At 61.6% G+C, this 16,696-nt stretch carries 18 protein-coding genes; 5 read left to right on the top strand and 13 right to left on the bottom strand.

All coding sequences use genetic code 11. The features are described 5' to 3' along the window. Positions 1–48: 48 nt before the first annotated feature. The 8 genes from murB to J9870_RS21000 all read right to left on the bottom strand — a co-directional run bounded on the left by murB (position 49) and on the right by J9870_RS21000 (position 6,911). A complete protein-coding gene (gene murB, locus J9870_RS20965) occupies positions 49–1,068 on the bottom strand; it encodes a UDP-N-acetylmuramate dehydrogenase (protein WP_210639823.1) in 1,020 nt (339 codons plus the stop codon). Beyond that, positions 1,065–1,529 carry a low molecular weight protein-tyrosine-phosphatase gene (locus J9870_RS20970; RefSeq protein WP_210639824.1) on the bottom strand — a complete coding sequence of 155 codons (465 nt, stop codon included), beginning with the start codon at positions 1,527–1,529 and terminating at the stop codon, positions 1,065–1,067. Before J9870_RS20970 ends, murB begins: the two co-directional genes overlap by 4 nt. Further along, positions 1,529–2,293, bottom strand: coding sequence for a 3-deoxy-manno-octulosonate cytidylyltransferase (kdsB, locus tag J9870_RS20975; RefSeq protein ID WP_210639825.1), 765 nt, complete (start codon positions 2,291–2,293; stop codon positions 1,529–1,531). The genes J9870_RS20970 and kdsB overlap by 1 nt, the downstream gene beginning before the upstream one ends. Then, on the bottom strand, positions 2,290–2,475 hold the full coding sequence (locus tag J9870_RS20980) for a Trm112 family protein (protein WP_003179363.1): 186 nt from the start codon (positions 2,473–2,475) through the stop codon (positions 2,290–2,292). Before J9870_RS20980 ends, kdsB begins: the two co-directional genes overlap by 4 nt. A 22-nt stretch (positions 2,476–2,497) precedes the next feature. Beyond that, positions 2,498–3,508, bottom strand: coding sequence for a tetraacyldisaccharide 4'-kinase (gene lpxK, locus J9870_RS20985; RefSeq protein WP_210639826.1), 1,011 nt, complete (start codon positions 3,506–3,508; stop codon positions 2,498–2,500). Further along, a complete protein-coding gene (locus tag J9870_RS20990) occupies positions 3,508–3,936 on the bottom strand; it encodes a biopolymer transporter ExbD (protein WP_210639827.1) in 429 nt (142 codons plus the stop codon). The genes lpxK and J9870_RS20990 overlap by 1 nt, the downstream gene beginning before the upstream one ends. Beyond that, positions 3,933–4,568 carry a MotA/TolQ/ExbB proton channel family protein gene (locus J9870_RS20995; RefSeq protein WP_210639828.1) on the bottom strand — a complete coding sequence of 212 codons (636 nt, stop codon included), beginning with the start codon at positions 4,566–4,568 and terminating at the stop codon, positions 3,933–3,935. The genes J9870_RS20990 and J9870_RS20995 overlap by 4 nt, the downstream gene beginning before the upstream one ends. A 96-nt stretch (positions 4,569–4,664) precedes the next feature. After that, positions 4,665–6,911, bottom strand: a complete 2,247-nt coding sequence (locus tag J9870_RS21000) for a DNA internalization-related competence protein ComEC/Rec2 (RefSeq protein WP_210639829.1) — start codon at positions 6,909–6,911, stop codon at positions 4,665–4,667. A gap of 145 nt (positions 6,912–7,056) precedes the next feature. Between J9870_RS21000 and J9870_RS21005 the strand changes: the two genes are divergently transcribed. Beyond that, positions 7,057–7,572, top strand: coding sequence for a DUF2062 domain-containing protein (locus J9870_RS21005; protein WP_210639830.1), 516 nt, complete (start codon positions 7,057–7,059; stop codon positions 7,570–7,572). Positions 7,573–7,659: 87 nt separating this feature from the next. Here J9870_RS21005 and J9870_RS21010 read toward each other — a convergent pair whose 3' ends face one another. The 4 genes from J9870_RS21010 to J9870_RS21025 all read right to left on the bottom strand — a co-directional run bounded on the left by J9870_RS21010 (position 7,660) and on the right by J9870_RS21025 (position 10,826). Next, complete coding sequence (locus J9870_RS21010; protein ID WP_210639831.1) at positions 7,660–8,439, bottom strand: ABC transporter permease; 780 nt, start codon at positions 8,437–8,439, stop codon at positions 7,660–7,662. Beyond that, positions 8,436–9,368: an ABC transporter ATP-binding protein gene (locus tag J9870_RS21015; RefSeq protein ID WP_135846488.1), complete on the bottom strand. Its 933-nt coding sequence runs from the start codon at positions 9,366–9,368 to the stop codon at positions 8,436–8,438. The genes J9870_RS21010 and J9870_RS21015 overlap by 4 nt, the downstream gene beginning before the upstream one ends. A 130-nt stretch (positions 9,369–9,498) precedes the next feature. Next, positions 9,499–10,122: a glutathione S-transferase gene (locus J9870_RS21020; protein ID WP_210639832.1), complete on the bottom strand. Its 624-nt coding sequence runs from the start codon at positions 10,120–10,122 to the stop codon at positions 9,499–9,501. Between the two features lie 44 nt (positions 10,123–10,166). Then, complete coding sequence (locus tag J9870_RS21025) at positions 10,167–10,826, bottom strand: transglutaminase family protein (RefSeq protein WP_210639833.1); 660 nt, start codon at positions 10,824–10,826, stop codon at positions 10,167–10,169. A gap of 300 nt (positions 10,827–11,126) precedes the next feature. Between J9870_RS21025 and J9870_RS21030 the strand changes: the two genes are divergently transcribed. Then, positions 11,127–13,574 carry an acyl-CoA dehydrogenase gene (locus J9870_RS21030; protein ID WP_210639834.1) on the top strand — a complete coding sequence of 816 codons (2,448 nt, stop codon included), beginning with the start codon at positions 11,127–11,129 and terminating at the stop codon, positions 13,572–13,574. 89 nt (positions 13,575–13,663) lie between these two features. Continuing rightward, a complete protein-coding gene (locus J9870_RS21035) occupies positions 13,664–14,071 on the top strand; it encodes a PA2817 family protein (RefSeq protein WP_003204309.1) in 408 nt (135 codons plus the stop codon). A gap of 187 nt (positions 14,072–14,258) precedes the next feature. On the opposite strand, the gene J9870_RS21040 is transcribed toward J9870_RS21035, so the two are convergent. Beyond that, positions 14,259–15,257: a LysR family transcriptional regulator gene (locus J9870_RS21040; protein WP_210639835.1), complete on the bottom strand. Its 999-nt coding sequence runs from the start codon at positions 15,255–15,257 to the stop codon at positions 14,259–14,261. An 89-nt stretch (positions 15,258–15,346) separates the two neighbouring features. Between J9870_RS21040 and J9870_RS21045 the strand changes: the two genes are divergently transcribed. Further along, positions 15,347–15,973, top strand: a complete 627-nt coding sequence (locus tag J9870_RS21045; RefSeq protein ID WP_210639836.1) for an alanyl-tRNA editing protein — start codon at positions 15,347–15,349, stop codon at positions 15,971–15,973. A 164-nt stretch (positions 15,974–16,137) separates the two neighbouring features. After that, positions 16,138–16,467, top strand: a complete 330-nt coding sequence (locus J9870_RS21050) for a hypothetical protein (protein WP_210639837.1) — start codon at positions 16,138–16,140, stop codon at positions 16,465–16,467. Positions 16,468–16,696: the final 229 nt, after the last annotated feature.

Genomic DNA, 16,696 nt, shown 5'->3' on the forward strand with positions numbered 1-16,696 from the left:
TGCGCAGGGTGTGCAGGGCGTTTTTTCAGGCGCTTGCGAAAGCCCGGCTCAATACCGATTGGGCTCCATTTCCAGCTCGACCTGGAAACGCTCGGCAATGTCTTTCTGGATACGCAGGGCCAGTTCCAACAGTTGCGGGCCCGTGGCCTTGCCGTAGTTGACCAGCACCAACGCCTGCAACTTATGCACCCCAGCGTCACCTTCGCGAAAGCCCTTCCAGCCGGCGTGCTCGATCAACCAGCCGGCGGCGATTTTCATCTGCCCTTCAGGCTGTGGATAAGCCACCAGGTCCGGGTATTTCACCTTGAGTTGAGCCACGTGCGTGGCCGGCACCAGCGGGTTCTTGAAGAAACTGCCAGCGTTGCCCAGCACGGCCGGGTCCGGGAGTTTTTCGCTGCGGATGCTGCAAATGGCCCGACTGACATCGGTGGGTGTAGCGTGCTCGATGCCCTGCTCGGTCAACCGTTGACGCACCGGACCGTACTCCAGGTGCAGGTGCGCGGCGCGACTGAGGGCAAAGCGCACCCGCAGGATCAGCCAACGTCCCACTTGCTGTTTGAACAGACTGTCGCGGTAGGCGAAACGGCATTCTTCAAGGGTGAAATCGCGCAGCTCACCGGTCTGGCGATCCAGCGCGGTAAGGCCGGCGAACACGTCCTTGATCTCTACGCCGTAGGCGCCGATGTTTTGCATCGGTGCCGCCCCGACCGTACCGGGAATCAGGCTGAGGTTTTCCAATCCCGCCCAACCTTGCGCCAGTGTGTGCTGGACGAAAGGATGCCACGGCTCCCCTGCTTCGGCTTCGACCACCACGCGTTCGCCGTCATCGCTGAGCAGGCGAATGCCGTGGCTGGCCATGCGCAGCACCAGCGCATCGATATCGCCGGTCAGCAGCAGGTTGCTGCCGCCGCCGATCACCAGCAACGGCACCTCATGCTCGGATGCATAGGCCAACGCCTCGCGAACATCGCCATCGCTGTGAGCTTCGGCAAACAACCGGGCAGTGACGTCCACCCCGAAACTGTTGAAAGGCTTGAGGCTGACGCCCGCCCGTACCTGCAAGGTCATAACCGCCCCTTCAATTCGATCACCAGGCGATCCGTGGCGCGTTCGATCAGGTCCAACACCTGCTCGAAGCCCTGCTCACCGTCGTAGTACGGGTCCGGCACATCATCGAGTTCAGCCTCGTAGCGACGCAGGAACAGGTCCAGCTCGGCCCTGGCATTGGCCGGTTGCAGGGCCTTGAGGTGGCGCAGGTTGCTGCTGTCCATCGCCAGGATCAGGTCGTAGGCGGCGAAGTCGGCACGGGTCACCTGTTGCGCGCGCTGGGCCGACAGGTCGTAGCCACGCCGCAGGGCCGCAGCCTGACTGCGCTTGTCCGGAGCCTTGCCGACGTGCCAGTCACCGGTGCCGGCGGAAGCCACTTCCACCTGCCCGGCCAACCCGGCTTCGCGCAGCTTATGCCGCAGGATGCCCTCGGCGGTGGGCGAGCGGCAGATGTTGCCGAGGCAGACGAACAGAACCCGCATCAGGCCTCCAGCAGGCGACGAACGCGCTCGAGGTCTTCGGCAGTGTCCACGCCGGTCGGCGGGGCGATCAGTGCATCGGCAACATGGATCCGCACGCCATGCCACAGGGCACGCAGCTGTTCCAGGGATTCAGTGCTTTCCAGCCAGCATGGACCCCAGGCGACGAAGTCCTGGAGGAAACCGGCGCGGTAGGCATAGATACCAATGTGGCGGCGGTACGGCACGCCTTCGGGCAGCACATCGGGGTTCTGGGCAAACGCGTCCCGGGCCCAAGGCAGTATCGCGCGGCTGAAAGTCAGCGCCAGGCCGTTGATGTCACTGACAACCTTGACCACGCTGGGGTTGAACAGGGTCTGCACATCCTCGATCGGCTCGGCCAGGGTGGCCATGCGCGCCTCGGTGTGGGCCGCCAGGTTCGCGGCGACCTGATCGATCACGCTGGGCGGGATCAACGGCTCGTCGCCCTGTACATTGACCACGATGGCGTCGGGCTCCAGCCCCAGTTTCTCGGCGACTTCCGCCAGGCGATCGGTGCCGGAACTGTGATCTTCGCGAGTCAGGACCACCTCGGCGCCAAAGCCCTTGCAGGCTTCCACGATGCGCGCATCGTCGGTCGCCACCACCACGCGCTGGGCGCTGCTCTTGCAGGCCTGTTCCCAGACATGCTGGATCATCGGCTTGCCTGCAATCAACAGCAAGGGTTTGCCTGGCAGGCGCGTCGAGGCAAAACGCGACGGAATGACAACGGTAAAGGCAGCAGTCATTTATCCAGACGCTCGTCGGTGGTCAGGGTGCGGGCTTCGCTTTCGAGCATCACCGGGATGCCATCGCGAATCGGGTAGGCCAGGCCAGCGCCCTTGCTGATCAGTTCGGTCTTGTCGGCGCTGAGCTTGAGCGGGCCTTTGCAGACCGGGCAGGCCAGAATGTCGAGCAATTTGGTGTCCATGGAATTCCCCTGGATAAAAGGTTTAAGGCAAAAGCCGATCCGGCAACAGGCGCATCAACTGTGTGTCGAACCAGGCCGCGAAGGCCGGCGACGGCGCTGCGTCTACCGCCAGGTACCACCAGTCAGACGCGGCGAAGGCACGGCATTTGACCGCGTCCTTTTCCGTCATGACCACTGGCAACGAAGGCGTGAAATTCAACGCCTGGGCGCTGTATTCGGCATGGTCGGCAAACCCGTGCGGTATTGGCCGCCAGTGTAGCGTTTCGAGGGTCTTGAAGAAACGCTGGGGGTTGCCGATGCCGGCCACGGCGTGCAGGGCCTGGCCGGGTGGAAAATGATCGAGCGGACGACGTTCGCCACTGGCCAGGTTCACCAGCGCGGTGGGCCGCAACTCGAAGGCGAAACCGTCTTCGCGGTCGGCACTGGCGCCGTTGTAAAGCACGGCGTCGACCGATTGCAGGCGCTCGACCGGTTCGCGCAACGGACCGGCAGGCAGACAACGCCGGTTACCCAGGCCACGGGCGTTGTCGATCAACACCAGTTCAAGGTCCCGGGCCATCCGATAATGCTGCATGCCGTCATCGGACAGGATCAGGTCCAGCGGCTCGGCTTGCAGCAGCGCCCGGACCGCGCGGCTGCGATCGGGATCGATCATCAACGGCACGCCAGTGCGCTGTACGATCAATAGCGGTTCGTCGCCCGCGAGGTTGGCGCCCTGCTCGGCCTCGACCCGCCACGGCAGTTGCGGCGGCTGGGCGCCGTAACCCCGGCTGACCACCCCGACCCGCAAGCCACTGCGCTGGCAGTGCTGGATCATCCACAGGATCAACGGCGTCTTGCCGGTGCCGCCGACCGTGATGTTGCCGACCACGATCAGTGGCACGGGCGGTTGGTAGATCTGGCCCTCTCCCGCCAGGAAGCGCTCACGCTTACCCACTACCACCCGCCGGTACAGCCACTCCAGCGGCCGCAGCAATGTCAGGGCTGGGTGACCGTCGTACCACGCGGCAAGCAAGCGATCGGACATGGCCATCAGGGTGCAGGCGCCGCCTCGACCGTGGTCATGCGCAGATGGCTGAAGCCGAGCTTGCCGGCCGCGTCCATGGCGGTGATGACCGATTGATGAGGGGTCTTGCCATCGGCGCTGATGGACAGCGGCAGGTTGGTGTCGCCGCCGGACTCCTTCTGCAGGGCGTCGATCAGGCTCGCCAGGTCACTCTTTGGGAGCAACTGGTTGTTCACCGAGAACGCCCCTTCGGCGCTGATGGTGATTTCCAGGTTCTTGGTTTGCTGGTCTTCGGCCGGTGAGCCACTGACGGCTTGCGGCAATTCAACCTTGAGCTGGGTTTCCCGGGTGAAGGTGGTGGTCACGACGAAAAACAGCAGCAGGATGAACACCACGTCAATCAGCGACGCGAGGTTGATCTCGATGTTTTCCCGAGGCTTGCGGCGGAATTTCACTTCTTGCCCCCGGCCAGGTCCACGTCACGGTCGCCTTGCACCACCTCGACCAGCTTGATGGCTTCCTGCTCCATGCCCACCACGAGCTCGTCGATGCGCCGTTGCAGGAACCGATGGAAAAATACCGAAGGGATCCCCACCATCAGGCCCGCGGCGGTGGTGATCAGGGCCTTGGAAATACCACCGGCCAATACCGAGGCGTTGGTGGTCATGCCGGAGCCGGTGAACGCGCTGAAAATGTCGATCATGCCCAGCACCGTCCCCAGCAGGCCCAGCAACGGGGCCATGGCGGCGATGGTGCCCAGGGCGTTGATATAGCGCTCCAGTTCATGGATGACGCGAGCGGCGGCCTCCTCGATGCATTCCTTCATGATCTCGCGACCATGCTTGGAATTGGCCAGGCCCGCGGCGAGGATTTCGCCCAGGGGCGAACTGGCCCGCAGCTCCTTGAGCTTGTCCTTGTTCAGTTGCTTGTCCTTGATCCAGACCCACACCTGCCCCAGCAGATGCTCCGGGGTCACGCGGCTGGCCCGCAGGGTCCACAGGCGTTCGGCAACGATACCCAGTGCCGCGATGGAACTCAGAATGATCGGCAACATCATCCAGCCGCCGGATTTGACCAATTCCCACACAGTGACAGCCCCCTCGAAAAAGTGCGCCACTTTATCATACAGACTCGCCTTGGAGGCCCGACCTGCCGATAAGTCCGTCGCGGGAGCTGACCCCGGTCAATGTTCGGTCCGCAGCCCCGCAGACGGCGGATCCCGCCAATACCGCCGCTGCCCGGCCTGGGTGAATGGCGGCTCGAAGGCGCCCAGTTGCAGACGAATGGCGCCCTGTTCAGCACTGTCGTAGATCGCCATGCCCAGCCGTCGGTAACGGGCGATCACCCGGGGATGGGGATGACCGAACGCATTGCCTTGCCCCCGGGAGATCAGCACCGAATGCGGTTTGAGGCGCGACAACAACGTCATCGACGAGGAGCTGCGGCTGCCATGATGCGGGGCCGCCAGCCACTGGATGGGCAAGGCCAGCGGCCCGTCGAGCAAGGCGCGCTCAGCCTGGCTATCGATGTCGCCGGTCAGCAGCAAGCGCTCGCCGCCAGCCTCGACCAGCAAGACGCAGGACTTCTGGTTGCTTTCAAGGGCAGCGGACCATTGCCACAGCTCGAAGCTGACCCCATCCCACTCCCAACGCTCGCCGCTATCGCATGTGCCGGCCTGCAGCTCATCAGGTAGCGCGCCCGGATCGCCACTGATCACCCGCGTCGTTGCCAGGCCGTTGTGCACAGCGCGGGCTCCACCGGCGTGATCGGCGTCAGCATGGCTGAGCAGCATCAGATCCAATGCCGGCACCCCCAGCTTACGCAACGTCGGCAGCACGACGCGCTCGCCCGCGTCGGCCTCGCCAAAGCGCGGCCCCGCATCGTAGAGCAGGGTATGACGACGGGTGCGCACAAGCACCGCAAGCCCTTGGCCAACGTCCAGATGCCAGATTTCGGCATGGCCTTGCGGCACGCTTTCTCGCGGCGGAAAAACCAGCAACAGCAGCATCGGCCACCCCAGCACCCGCAGCGGTACGCCCTTGGGCAGCAACAGCAAAAAAGCCCCGAGAGCGGCGATGCACCAGGCCCAGAGCGGGACCGAAACAGGTATCCACGCCGGCATTCGCCCGGCAGCCAGCGCCAGCCCCTTGAACATCAGATCGAGCAAGCCACCGGCCACCCACAGCAACCCTTCACCCATGAACGGCACGGGCAACAACGCCGTGCCGAGCAGTGCCAACGGCAACACCAACAGGCTGATCCAGGGCACCGCCAGCAGGTTCACCAGTGGCCCACTGAGACTGACCGGCAAGCCCAATAGCAACAACAACGGACACAAGCCGACCGCCACCAGCCATTGGGCACGGGTCCAGGTTTGCCACCAGCGCCAGGGCCCCAGGCGAGCGCCAAAGGTGAACATCAAGATCGCCACCGCCGCAAACGATAACCAGAACCCCGGCCGCAAGCTGGCCAGCGGATCGAACACCAGTACTCCGGCGAAGGCCAGCAGCCATGCCCACCAGGGGTCCGGATGCTTGAAGCGCAAGCGCCAGAGCAGCACCAGGCCGATCATCGCGCAAGCCCGCCGCACTGGCACCTCGAACCCAGCGAGCAGGCCGTAGCCCAACGCTGCGGTGAAGGCCAGCGCGCAGGCCCAGGGCAACCACGGCAGACGCACCGGCCACACGCCATAGCGCGCCGCACCGGCTACCAGCAGGTACACCAGGCCGGCGAGCAGCCCGATGTGCTGCCCGGATATCACCAGTAAATGAACGGTGCCGGTATCTTGCAACACCTGCCAGTCATCGCGGCTCAGCCCACTTCCGTCCCCAAGCACCAAGGCCGCCAGCGCCCCGGAGCGCCCCTGGGCATCCACTTGGGCCAGAGCCTGTCGTACGCCGTCGCGCCACGCCCCCTGGGCCGCACGCAGGCGACGGCCATCCTTTACCGTACCGGTCGCCCCGATGCCTCGACTCAACAGCCAGGCTTCATAGTCGAAACCGTCTGGGTTCAGCAACCCGGAGGGCCGTTTGAGCTTCACAGCCAATCGCCAGCGCTCGCCACTGCTGACAGGCGGCCCACCGAACCAGGCCAGGCGCATCGACGACGGTAGTGGCGTGCGGCGTGAATGGGCATCGGCCAGTTCGAATCGCACCGCCCCCTCGCCGTACTGCGGCAAGCCAACGACGCGCCCTTCCACCCAACGGGTTTCGCCGTCCAGCGCGGCAGGCAACCGCTCGTCCAGCGCAAGCTGCGCCGACAGGCAGGCCCAGGCCAGCCCGAACAGGAAAAAACCGAGCGGGTAAATTCGAAACGGCACAACCATCAGCCCCAGCACCGGCATGGCTGCAATAAGCCACGGCGGCGGCAAGGCCGGTAGAAAAACCGGGGCCAACAACCCCACTGCAAGCGCGGCCAACCCTGTGCGCATAACCCCGTCCTTGAGAGTCCTCTCTCCAGGCATAGCCGGTCAGGGGCACCCTTGGCGTTATCAATTGTCACAAAGTCTGAATCTACCCGCCGTAGAATCCGGACATACTTGCGGCTTTACTGCTTTGAACCGACCGAGAAGCCTTATGCCCCGGCGCCTATTCAAACGTTACATGCCAGACCCAGAGAGTATTCGGGAACACAAATCCTTACGTTTTCTCGGCACCCTGTTGCACGACCCCAACCTCTGGCACCTCAATCGCCATTCCGTGGCCAGGGCGATGGCCGTTGGTCTGTTTGCCGCTTTCCTGCCGATCCCCTTGCAGATGTTGCTGGCCGCGGCTCTGGCCATCACGGTGCGCGGCAATATACCGATAGCGGTGAGCCTGGTCTGGCTGACCAATCCGATCACCATGCCCGCAGTATTTTTCTGCACCTACCAGACCGGTGCCTGGCTGATGGATGTGCCTGCCCGGACGTTGCCGGAAGAACTGAGCTGGGAATGGATCAGCGACCAGCTGTCCACTTTGTGGCAACCGTTCCTGCTGGGTTCGGTGGTGACCGGCCTGGTGCTGGGTGCCCTGGCCTACTTCATCACCATGAGCTACTGGCGCTGGTGGGTGACCCGGCAGTGGAAACGGCGCAAGAAAAGCCGGATGTGAGATACAAAAAGGCCTCCTGGGAACGGAGGCCTTTTTTGTGGTTTTGTACTGACGCTATCGCGAGCAGGCTCGCTCCCACAGAGGGTTCTAGGTACGCATCCCCCGCCCACTGACCAACAACCGCGCGCAGCCGATATAAAGCACCACGGTCGCCACCAGCATGAAGGTAATCGCGACGCTGATCTTGATGTCCGAAACCCCAAGGATGCCGTAACGGAAGGCGTTGACCATGTGCAGCACCGGGTTGGCCAGGGACACGGTCTGCCAGAACGGCGGCAGCAGTGAGATCGAGTAGAACACCCCGCCCAGGTAGGTCAGCGGCGTCAGCACGAAGGTCGGGATGATGGAGATGTCATCGAAGTTGCGCGCAAACACGGCATTGATGAAACCCAGCAGCGAAAAGATCGTCGCCGTGAGCACTACCACCAATACCGTCACCCCCAGGTGGTGCACCTGCAAATGAGTGAAGAACAGCGACAGCAGGGTCACGATCAGGCCCACCGCCAGGCCGCGCAACACGCCACCCAAGGTGTAGCCGATGAGGATCGTATGGGGCGAAACCGGCGAGACCATCAGCTCCTCGATCGAACGCTGGAACTTGCTGCCGAAGAAGCTCGACACCACGTTGCCGTAGGAGTTGGTGATCACCGACATCATGATCAGCCCCGGCACGATGTAGTCCATGTACGTGAAGCCGCCCATGTCGCCGATCTGCCGGCCGATCAGGTTGCCGAAGATCACGAAGTACAAAACCATGGTGATGGCAGGCGGCAGCAAGGTCTGCGGCCAGATCCGCATGAAACGCCGGACTTCGCGGTAAACGATGGTATTGAGGGCGATGAGGTTGGGTCGCAGTTCGGAATTCATACCGCCACCTTCGCCAGATTTTTCTCCACCAGGGACACGAACAACTCCTCGAGGCGATTGGTCTTGTTGCGCAGGCTCTGCACTTCAATGTGCTGCAACGCCAGTTGGGTAAACAGCCCGGTAATGCCGACGGCTTTGTCCACCTGGACTTCCAGGGTGCGGTTGTCCACCAGTCGGGCCGGATAGCCGATGAGCTGCGGCGCGACCTGCAGATCGTTTTTCAGGTCCAGCAGAAAGGTTTCCACATGCAGCTGGCTGAGCAACTGCCGCATGCTGGTGTTCTCGACGATGGTACCGTGGTCGATGATGCCGATGTTGCGGCACAGCTGCTCGGCCTCTTCCAGGTAGTGCGTGGTGAGGATGATGGTGATGCCTTTCTGGTTCAATTCAGTCAGGAAGGTCCACATTGAACGACGCAGCTCGATGTCCACACCCGCGGTCGGTTCGTCGAGGATCAGCAGGCGCGGCTCGTGCACCAGCGCACGGGCGATCATCAGCCGACGCTTCATGCCACCGGACAATGAACGGGACGGCACGTCACGCTTGTCCCACAATCCCAACTGAGTCAGGTACTGCTCGGCGCGCTCGTTGGCGATCTTCGGCGGGATGCCGTAGTAGCCCGCCTGGGTCACGACGATGTCGAAGGTCTTTTCGAACTGATTGAAATTGAACTCCTGGGGCACTACGCCAATGCAACGCTTGAGGGCGGCGGGCTCGCGGTCCAGGTCATGGCCGAAGATATTCACCGTGCCGCTGGTTTTGTTCACCAGGGTGGAAAGAATGCCGATGGTGGTGGATTTGCCGGCACCATTGGGGCCGAGCAAGGCGAAAAAGTCACCTTCGGCGACGTCCAGATCGATACCACTCAAGGCCTGGAAACCGTTGCCGTAGGTTTTGGTTAGCTGCCGGATGGACAGAGCGGAACTCATATCGGATTTATGCACCAAGAAGGAGGAAAGAATGAGATAAGGGCGCGCGGCGAGCAATACAACCACGGCACGAAGGCAATGGTGCGTGGCGTCGCCGCACAAGTACAGTCACGTGTGTCGATAGTAAGTATTAAGTTAACGCGGTCATGACGGCCTTGCGGTAAGCCGTACGCGCTTGCAGCCGCGCGTACCAGGCCTGTAGATGCGGCCTCGCAGCCCGTTCGATGGGCATCTCGAACCAGGCATAAATGAAACTGCCGAGGGGGATATCGCCCATGCCGATTTCATCACCCGAGAGGTAAGGCTGTTCACTCAAGGCCTGCTCGACCATCGCCAGCAAATCTTCGCACTCCTTGATCGCCGCCTTGATAGCCGGCCAATCCTGCTGCTCGGCCGGGGTGCGCAAGACACCCCAGAACACCGTGCGAAACGGTCCGGCAAAGGACGACGTGATCCAGTCCATCCATTTTTCAGCCGTGGCCCGAGCCCGGAGGTCGGTCGGATACCAGGCCGATCCCGCTGCATGGCGAGCCGCCAGGTAGCGCACGATGGTGTTGGATTCCCAGAGCACGAAACCGTCGTCTTCGATCATCGGCACGCGACCGTTGGGGTTCTTCGCGCGATACTCGGGCGTATCGACCACTCCAAATGCACCGCCAGCGTCGATGGCCTCGTAGGCCAACCCCAGCTCCTCGGCGCACCACAGTGCCTTGCGCACATTCGATGAGTTTTTCCGGCCCCAGATCTTCAGCATCACGGCTTCCTCGATGGATAAATGCCGCAGCAGCATACGCCGGATCAGCCGTGACTCAAATCGCCCTGCATGTCCCCCAGCAGGAGCGGCACTTGATCGCCGAACAGGTGCGGATAGCATTTTTCCAGGTGCTCGAAGAAGAACGCTTCGGGCACATCGACGAACTGGCCGTGGTCGGTGACGTACTCCATCAGCTTGGCGCCTTGACGGTTGAACGGATGGAAAACACTGTCCTGGCGACCGTCGAACTCCAGCGGTGCCACATCGAACAACTCACACAGGCCCTGGTTGAACGCCGGAGTGGCTTTGACCCAGCGGTCGTTCAGGTACAGCTCGGTATAACCATGCATGGCGAACACATCGCTCTTGAGCAATTCCAGCAGGCGCGGCGTGGACAGGTGATTGCGTACGTCCGCCAGGCCGATGCGTGCCGGAATGTCGCAATGCCGGGCGCAGCCAGCCAGCAAGGTGGCCTTGGGCACGCAATAACTTTCGCCTGACGCCAGCGCGTAGCTGCCGCGCAGGGTCGCCGGGTCGCGACTGAAGGTGTAAGGGTTGTACCGCACGGCCTCGCGCACCGCGTAATAAAGGCTGATGGCTTGCTCGAGCGGCTCGCGGCCTGCGCCGCGATGGGTTTCGCTGAACTCGATGACGGCCGGATGATCGCTGTCGATGAACTGGCCGGGGTTCAGGTATTGCTGCATGGGGAAGACCTCTGGAGAAACATCACCGCCCCTCAGGGTCGGACTCGGTCCTTGTGTCGACTGGACCTGACTGTGTCCGAGTTTATCCACAGCCCACATCCAGCAATAACGGCATTTACGCCAAACAATGGCGTTTTCTCACTTTGTTAACGAACGATTTCCCACGGCTGTTGCCAACCAGACTGGCGCAATGCATCCAGGGTTTCCCACGAAATCAATCACATCGCGCTGACCACCGCTTCTGCAGATGCCGTCTAAGCTCTGAGGGTCGGTTTTGCCCTGGTTCACGGAGGATTACATATGCTGTTGTTGTGGATACTGGTTCTGGTCGTCGGGATCGCCTGGCTGGCGCATCGGCGCACCGCCCCGCTGCCGGCGCTGGGTATCGTCGCGGTCTATCTGCTGGCCATGGGTATTTTCAGCCACGCCCCCGGCTGGCTGATGCTGATCCTCTGGGTCGTGCTTGCCGCCGTGGCGGCCCCGCTGCTGCTGCCAGACCTGCGCCGCCGATATTTCAGCGCGCCGATGTTCGACTGGTTTCAGAAAACCCTGCCGCCCATGTCCCAGACCGAGCGTGACGCCATCGACGCCGGCACGGTTTGGTGGGACGGTGAACTGTTCAGCGGCCGCCCGGATTGGGACACGTTGCTGGCCTACCCCAAGGTGCAACTGACCGAGGAAGAGCAGGCGTTCCTCGACGGCCCCACCGAAGATCTCTGCGCCATGGTCAGCGACTGGCAGATCGGCCAGGCCATGGACTTGCCACCTCAAGCCTGGGCGCACATCAAGGAGCACGGTTTCTTCGCGCTGATCATTCCTAAGGAATACGGCGGCAAAGGCTTTTCCGCTTACGCCCATTCCCAGGTGGCGATGAAGCTGGCCACCCGCAGCGGCGACCTGGCCTCCACGGTGATGGTCCCCAACTCCCTCGGCCCGGCGGAACTGTTGCTGCATTACGGCACCGATGAACAACGCGACCATTACCTGCCCCGACTGGCCCGTGGCGACGATATTCCCTGCTTCGCCCTGACCGGGCCGCTGGCCGGCTCCGACGCCGGGGCGATGCCCGACACGGGCATCATCTGCAAGGGTGAATGGGAAGGCCAGGAAACCCTCGGCCTGCGCCTGAACTGGGAAAAGCGCTACATCACCCTCGGCCCGGTAGCCACCCTCCTCGGCCTGGCCTTCAAGGCTTATGACCCCGACCATCTGCTGGGGGATGAAGAAGACCTGGGCATCAGCCTGGCCTTGATTCCCACCGACACCCCTGGCGTGCATATCGGCCGCCGTCACCTGCCCCTCGGCGCCGCGTTCATGAACGGACCGAACTGGGGCAAGGACGTGTTCATCCCGCTGGATTTCCTCATCGGCGGCCAGGCGATGCTCGGCAAGGGCTGGATGATGTTGATGAATTGCCTGTCGGTCGGCCGCTCGATTTCCCTGCCGGCGGTGGGCACCGGCGCGGCGAAGTTCACCAGCCTGGTGACAGGCCAGTACGCCCAGGTACGCGAGCAGTTCAACGTGCCGCTATCGGCCTTCGAAGGCATCCAGGAAGCCATGGCGCGTATCGGCGGCAATGCCTGGTTGATGGACGCTGCACGCATGCTGACCGCCAACGCGGTGGACCTGGGAGAAAAACCCTCGGTGCTGTCGGCGATCCTCAAGTACCACCTGACCGAACGTGGCCGCGAATGCATCAGCCACGCCATGGACGTGCATGGCGGCAAAGGCATCATCATGGGCCCCAACAATTACCTGGGGCGCAGTTGGCAAGGCGCACCAATCTTCATCACCGTGGAAGGCGCGAACATCTTGTCGCGCAACCTGATGATCTTCGGCCAGGGTGCGATCCGCTGCCATCCGTTCGTGCTCAAGGAAATGGCCCTGGCATCCCGTGAAGACAAAGACCAGGCGCTGGTCGAGTTCGACGGTCTGCTGCTCAAGCACATCGGTTTCGCCGTAAGCAATGCCGCCAGCACCTTGGTGCTGAACCTGGGACTGGGGCATTTTGAAAGAGCCCCCGGCAACACCTTGAGCCAGGGCTATTTCCGCGCCCTCAACCGGCAGGCGGCAGCATTCGCCCTGCTGGCGGACCTGAGCATGATGCTACTGGGTGGCGAGCTCAAACGCCGCGAACGCTTGTCGGCACGCCTGGGCGACGTTTTGAGCAACCTGTATCTGGCGTCCGCCGCGCTCAAGCGCTATCACGACCTCGATTCGCCGGATCACATGGCGCCGCTGTTCACTTGGGCCATGGAAGAAAGCCTGGGCCAATCGGAGCGCGCGCTGGACGAACTGTTGCAGAACTTCCCGAACCGGGTGCTGGGTTGCCTGTTGCGATTGGTGGTGTTCCCCTTCGGTCGCCGTCACAAGGGCCCGAGCGACAGGCTGGACGCCGAAGTGGCCGCCGTGATTGGCCGAGCCAAGGGTGATCCAACCCTCGAAGAGTTGCTGCGGGGCTGCTATCGCCCGCAATCGGTCGATGATCCGGTGGGCGCCCTGCAACATGCCACCGACCTGCTGGCCGCCGCCCATCCGTTGCACAAGAAACTGCACGGTGCGCTCAAACAGGGCCAGCTCAATCCGGCGCCAGGCGAACCCCTCATCGACGCGGCCCTGGAATCGGGTGTGCTGCAAGCCGGTGAAGCTCAGACCTTGCGCGCGGCCGAGGCGGCTCGGCGCAAGGTCATCGACGTGGATGACTTCGATAAGGAAGAGTTGACGCTGGCGCAAGACAAGGTCCGTTGATCCTGACGACCCGGTACGCCCGTCACCTATAAAAGCAGGCGCAAGAGCTTTATACTCTTGCGCCCGTTTTGCTCTTGAGGACTTATCTCGTGTCCAATGTCGTTGCCGATCACCTTGTCTTGCTTGACCACTTGCGTAGCATCCTGGTCGCCGTGGGTGAGGCCGAACAGGTTCCCGAAGAAAGCCATGCCCTGTTTCTGGAGCGCTTCGACGAATTGCGCGCGCAGTTGCCTGTCGATCCTATCGAAAGCCAGTACCTGGGCCAGGACCTCCTGTGCCAGGTGATCGTCCGTTATCCACAGATCGCTCACCTGGTGCCTCGCGATCTGCTCTGGTATTTCGCCGGTGACTGCCTGCACTACATGCCCGACGAAGAAATCGCCCTGTACCAGGCCTTGGAAGAACGTCGTTTCGAAGCCGAACAAAACGATGAGCCCTTTGACTGGAACCAGGAAAAGCAATTGCTGGCGATGTCGGATCAGGACAGCAAGCACTGATTGCGGTCAATCAGGCAAAAGGCCCGCACGGTTAGCCCTGCGGGCCTTTTTATTGGCATTGCCAAAGTGTGTTGCCGGGGCGGGCCTCATCGCGAGCAAGCTCGCACACACTGGGTCGATGGTGAGCACACATTCCGCATTCACAGCAGTTCACCTGAGGGAGCGAGCTTGCTCGCGATGGGGCCACTCAAAACAACCCATCACTCTCTGACAGTTTATAGTGCGCCGCATCCTTGCTGGCACGACTCCCCTCGCCCACCGTGTGCAAGGTTGGCTCCTTCTCCAGGCATTCCACCAGATAATCAATGAACACCCGCAACTTCGGCGGCAGGTATCGGGTCGGCGAGTGCAGCAACCACAAGCCACCGTGGTAGGAAGCCAGGAACGTCCAGTCGGCCAGCACTTGCACGATCAACCCCTGCTCCAGGGCATATCGAGCCGTGAAGTACGGCAGGCTACCAATGCCAATGTGCTGCAAAACCGCGCCCAGCCGTACGCCCGTGTGATTGGCCGCATAACGTCCACGCACGCCAACGGTGACCGACTTGGTGCCCTTCTTGAATTTCCAACGAGCGTCATTGGGCGTTTCCCCCAGATAAATGCAGCTGTGCTCCAGCAAGTCGTGGGGATGTTCGGGAACGCCGTGTTCAGCCAGGTATTGCGGCGTGGCGCAGAGCAGGTGATCGATGGTCAACAACTGACGCCCCACCAGCCCGGCCGAGGGTTGGTCAGTGATCCGGATGGCCAGGTCGACGTGATCGTCGATCAGGTCGACCTGCCGATCTTCCAGAAACAACTCCACATCGATCTTGGGGTAACGGCGCAGGAATTCGGGCATATGGGGATGAATCACGAAACGCCCCACCGCCTTGGGCACGCTGACCCGAATCCGCCCCTCGGCGTCCTGGGTAAATTGGCCGCTGATTTCCATCACCGACCGAGCAGCGGCAACCATTTCCTGGCAACGCTTGAAGACCTCCTCACCGCCATCGCTCAAGCGCAACTTACGCGTGGTGCGTTGCAACAAGCGAGTCGCCAAGGCTTTTTCGAGACGGGAGATACTACGGCTGACAGCAGACGGCGATGAACCTGACTGGCGGGCCGCTTCGGAGAAGCTACCGGTCTCCACGACCTTGACGAAAATAGCCATTTCGGCGAGCAATGGCAGCGGTAGATTTGTGCTCATGACACAACAGTCCTTTGAAATTTGAACGGATTATCAGCAATTTCCACACGACTTATAATCCCGACACAAAATTCTAATACGGACATGGAATGACACTTCGCCTCTTTTTTCATAGCGATGACCTCAGGGCCAACGTCGAAGTCCTGGATTGCACCCCCTGGGAAAACGAATTTGCCGTGGTACTGCGTGCGACGCTGTTTCACCCCCAGGGCGGCGGCCAACCTTTCGATACCGGCTGGATCGGTGAAAGCCAAGTGTTGCGTGTCGTGCAGGACGGACAACGGATCATTCACCATGTCGACCGCCCGGTGGCCTTGGGCATGACCTCGATCCGCGTGGATGAGCAGCGACGACAGCTCAATTCACGGCTTCATTCGGCCGGGCACTTGATCGGCCATTTCGCTGAAACTCAAGGCTGGGTGCCGATCAAGGCCCACCACTGGCCCGGCGAAAGCCGTGTGCAGTTCAAACCTGGGGAAGATCCTCAGGAGCTCGACACGTCGATCATCCAGCAAGGCATCGATGAGTGGATCGCCCAAGATCTGCCGCGCTTGATTGCATTACGCGAAGGCTCGCGCGAAGTCGGCTTTGGCGAGCTGGCCGCCTATGGCTGTGGCGGCACCCACGTGCGATGCCTACAGGAGCTGGGCACGGTCACTATCGCCTCGCTTTCTCAGAAAAAAGGAACGTTATCGGTTCACTACCACGTGGACTGACACGCTGCGGCCAGGAACACGGCTCACGTTGAGCGCTTATCTGTTGATGAACGCCTGCTGCCCTCCTACTCGCCAGGTAAACCTTCTTGTTTTTCTCCCAACACACCACGGGAAGTTTTTCCTGCGTGGGACAGGTTTCTTCGCGCTTTCAAAAGAGGCACGCCATGCCAGACGCCCTTGCACCGCAAGCACTGCCCCCTCTCCAGTTGCCCATAGTGTTCACGCCTGGTGCGTGGCAGCGCGCAGTCATGCTTGAGCATTCAGAGCCCTCTGAAAATCTGCTGCTCGATCGATTGAGCAACGTGTTGCGCGCAGTCTTTAAGACTCGCCTGGCTCATCCACACGAATCTTATGTGGTATTCGAGGTCGTCCAAACCGCCTCGGCGACTCATCCACACCACAACCTGTTTGTGCGACTGAGCCTTAGTCTGTTCCATGAGCAGGACCAGCCTGATGCGCTGCTGATAGCGCTTGCAGGAGACCACCCGCGTTAACAGACCTGAAATCCGTCAGCAAAAAAGTGCTTGAAAGACAATTTATTGACGCTGACTCATCCCCCGATTTTCCATCCGTCACTTTTTAGTCGTTTTTTTATTTTATGACGTGGCGCTTTGCCATGCTTGAGCTACCGTCAAAAAGAAGCGAGCACGGGGACAGGTCAATCGCTCCTCCAACGAGCGGATCGATACCGATTTCCTTTGCTCGACACCCCGGGTATTCCCG

The sequence above is a fragment of the Pseudomonas sp. Tri1 genome (assembly GCF_017968885.1).
Classification (GTDB): domain Bacteria; phylum Pseudomonadota; class Gammaproteobacteria; order Pseudomonadales; family Pseudomonadaceae; genus Aquipseudomonas.

What these genes read in the sequence shown, in the direction of transcription:
- murB (WP_210639823.1), bottom strand. Translation starts at nt 1,068, where the DNA reads ATGACCTTGCAGGTACGGGCGGGCGTCAGCCTCAAGCCTTTCAACAGT.
- J9870_RS20970 (WP_210639824.1), bottom strand. Translation starts at nt 1,529, where the DNA reads ATGCGGGTTCTGTTCGTCTGCCTCGGCAACATCTGCCGCTCGCCCACC.
- kdsB (WP_210639825.1), bottom strand. Translation starts at nt 2,293, where the DNA reads ATGACTGCTGCCTTTACCGTTGTCATTCCGTCGCGTTTTGCCTCGACG.
- J9870_RS20980 (WP_003179363.1), bottom strand. Translation starts at nt 2,475, where the DNA reads ATGGACACCAAATTGCTCGACATTCTGGCCTGCCCGGTCTGCAAAGGC.
- lpxK (WP_210639826.1), bottom strand. Translation starts at nt 3,508, where the DNA reads ATGGCCATGTCCGATCGCTTGCTTGCCGCGTGGTACGACGGTCACCCA.
- J9870_RS21000 (WP_210639829.1), bottom strand. Translation starts at nt 6,911, where the DNA reads ATGCGCACAGGGTTGGCCGCGCTTGCAGTGGGGTTGTTGGCCCCGGTT.
- J9870_RS21005 (WP_210639830.1), top strand. Translation starts at nt 7,057, where the DNA reads ATGCCCCGGCGCCTATTCAAACGTTACATGCCAGACCCAGAGAGTATT.
- J9870_RS21010 (WP_210639831.1), bottom strand. Translation starts at nt 8,439, where the DNA reads ATGAATTCCGAACTGCGACCCAACCTCATCGCCCTCAATACCATCGTT.
- J9870_RS21015 (WP_135846488.1), bottom strand. Translation starts at nt 9,368, where the DNA reads ATGAGTTCCGCTCTGTCCATCCGGCAGCTAACCAAAACCTACGGCAAC.
- J9870_RS21020 (WP_210639832.1), bottom strand. Translation starts at nt 10,122, where the DNA reads ATGCTGAAGATCTGGGGCCGGAAAAACTCATCGAATGTGCGCAAGGCA.
- J9870_RS21025 (WP_210639833.1), bottom strand. Translation starts at nt 10,826, where the DNA reads ATGCAGCAATACCTGAACCCCGGCCAGTTCATCGACAGCGATCATCCG.
- J9870_RS21030 (WP_210639834.1), top strand. Translation starts at nt 11,127, where the DNA reads ATGCTGTTGTTGTGGATACTGGTTCTGGTCGTCGGGATCGCCTGGCTG.
- J9870_RS21040 (WP_210639835.1), bottom strand. Translation starts at nt 15,257, where the DNA reads ATGAGCACAAATCTACCGCTGCCATTGCTCGCCGAAATGGCTATTTTC.
- J9870_RS21045 (WP_210639836.1), top strand. Translation starts at nt 15,347, where the DNA reads ATGACACTTCGCCTCTTTTTTCATAGCGATGACCTCAGGGCCAACGTC.
- J9870_RS21050 (WP_210639837.1), top strand. Translation starts at nt 16,138, where the DNA reads ATGCCAGACGCCCTTGCACCGCAAGCACTGCCCCCTCTCCAGTTGCCC.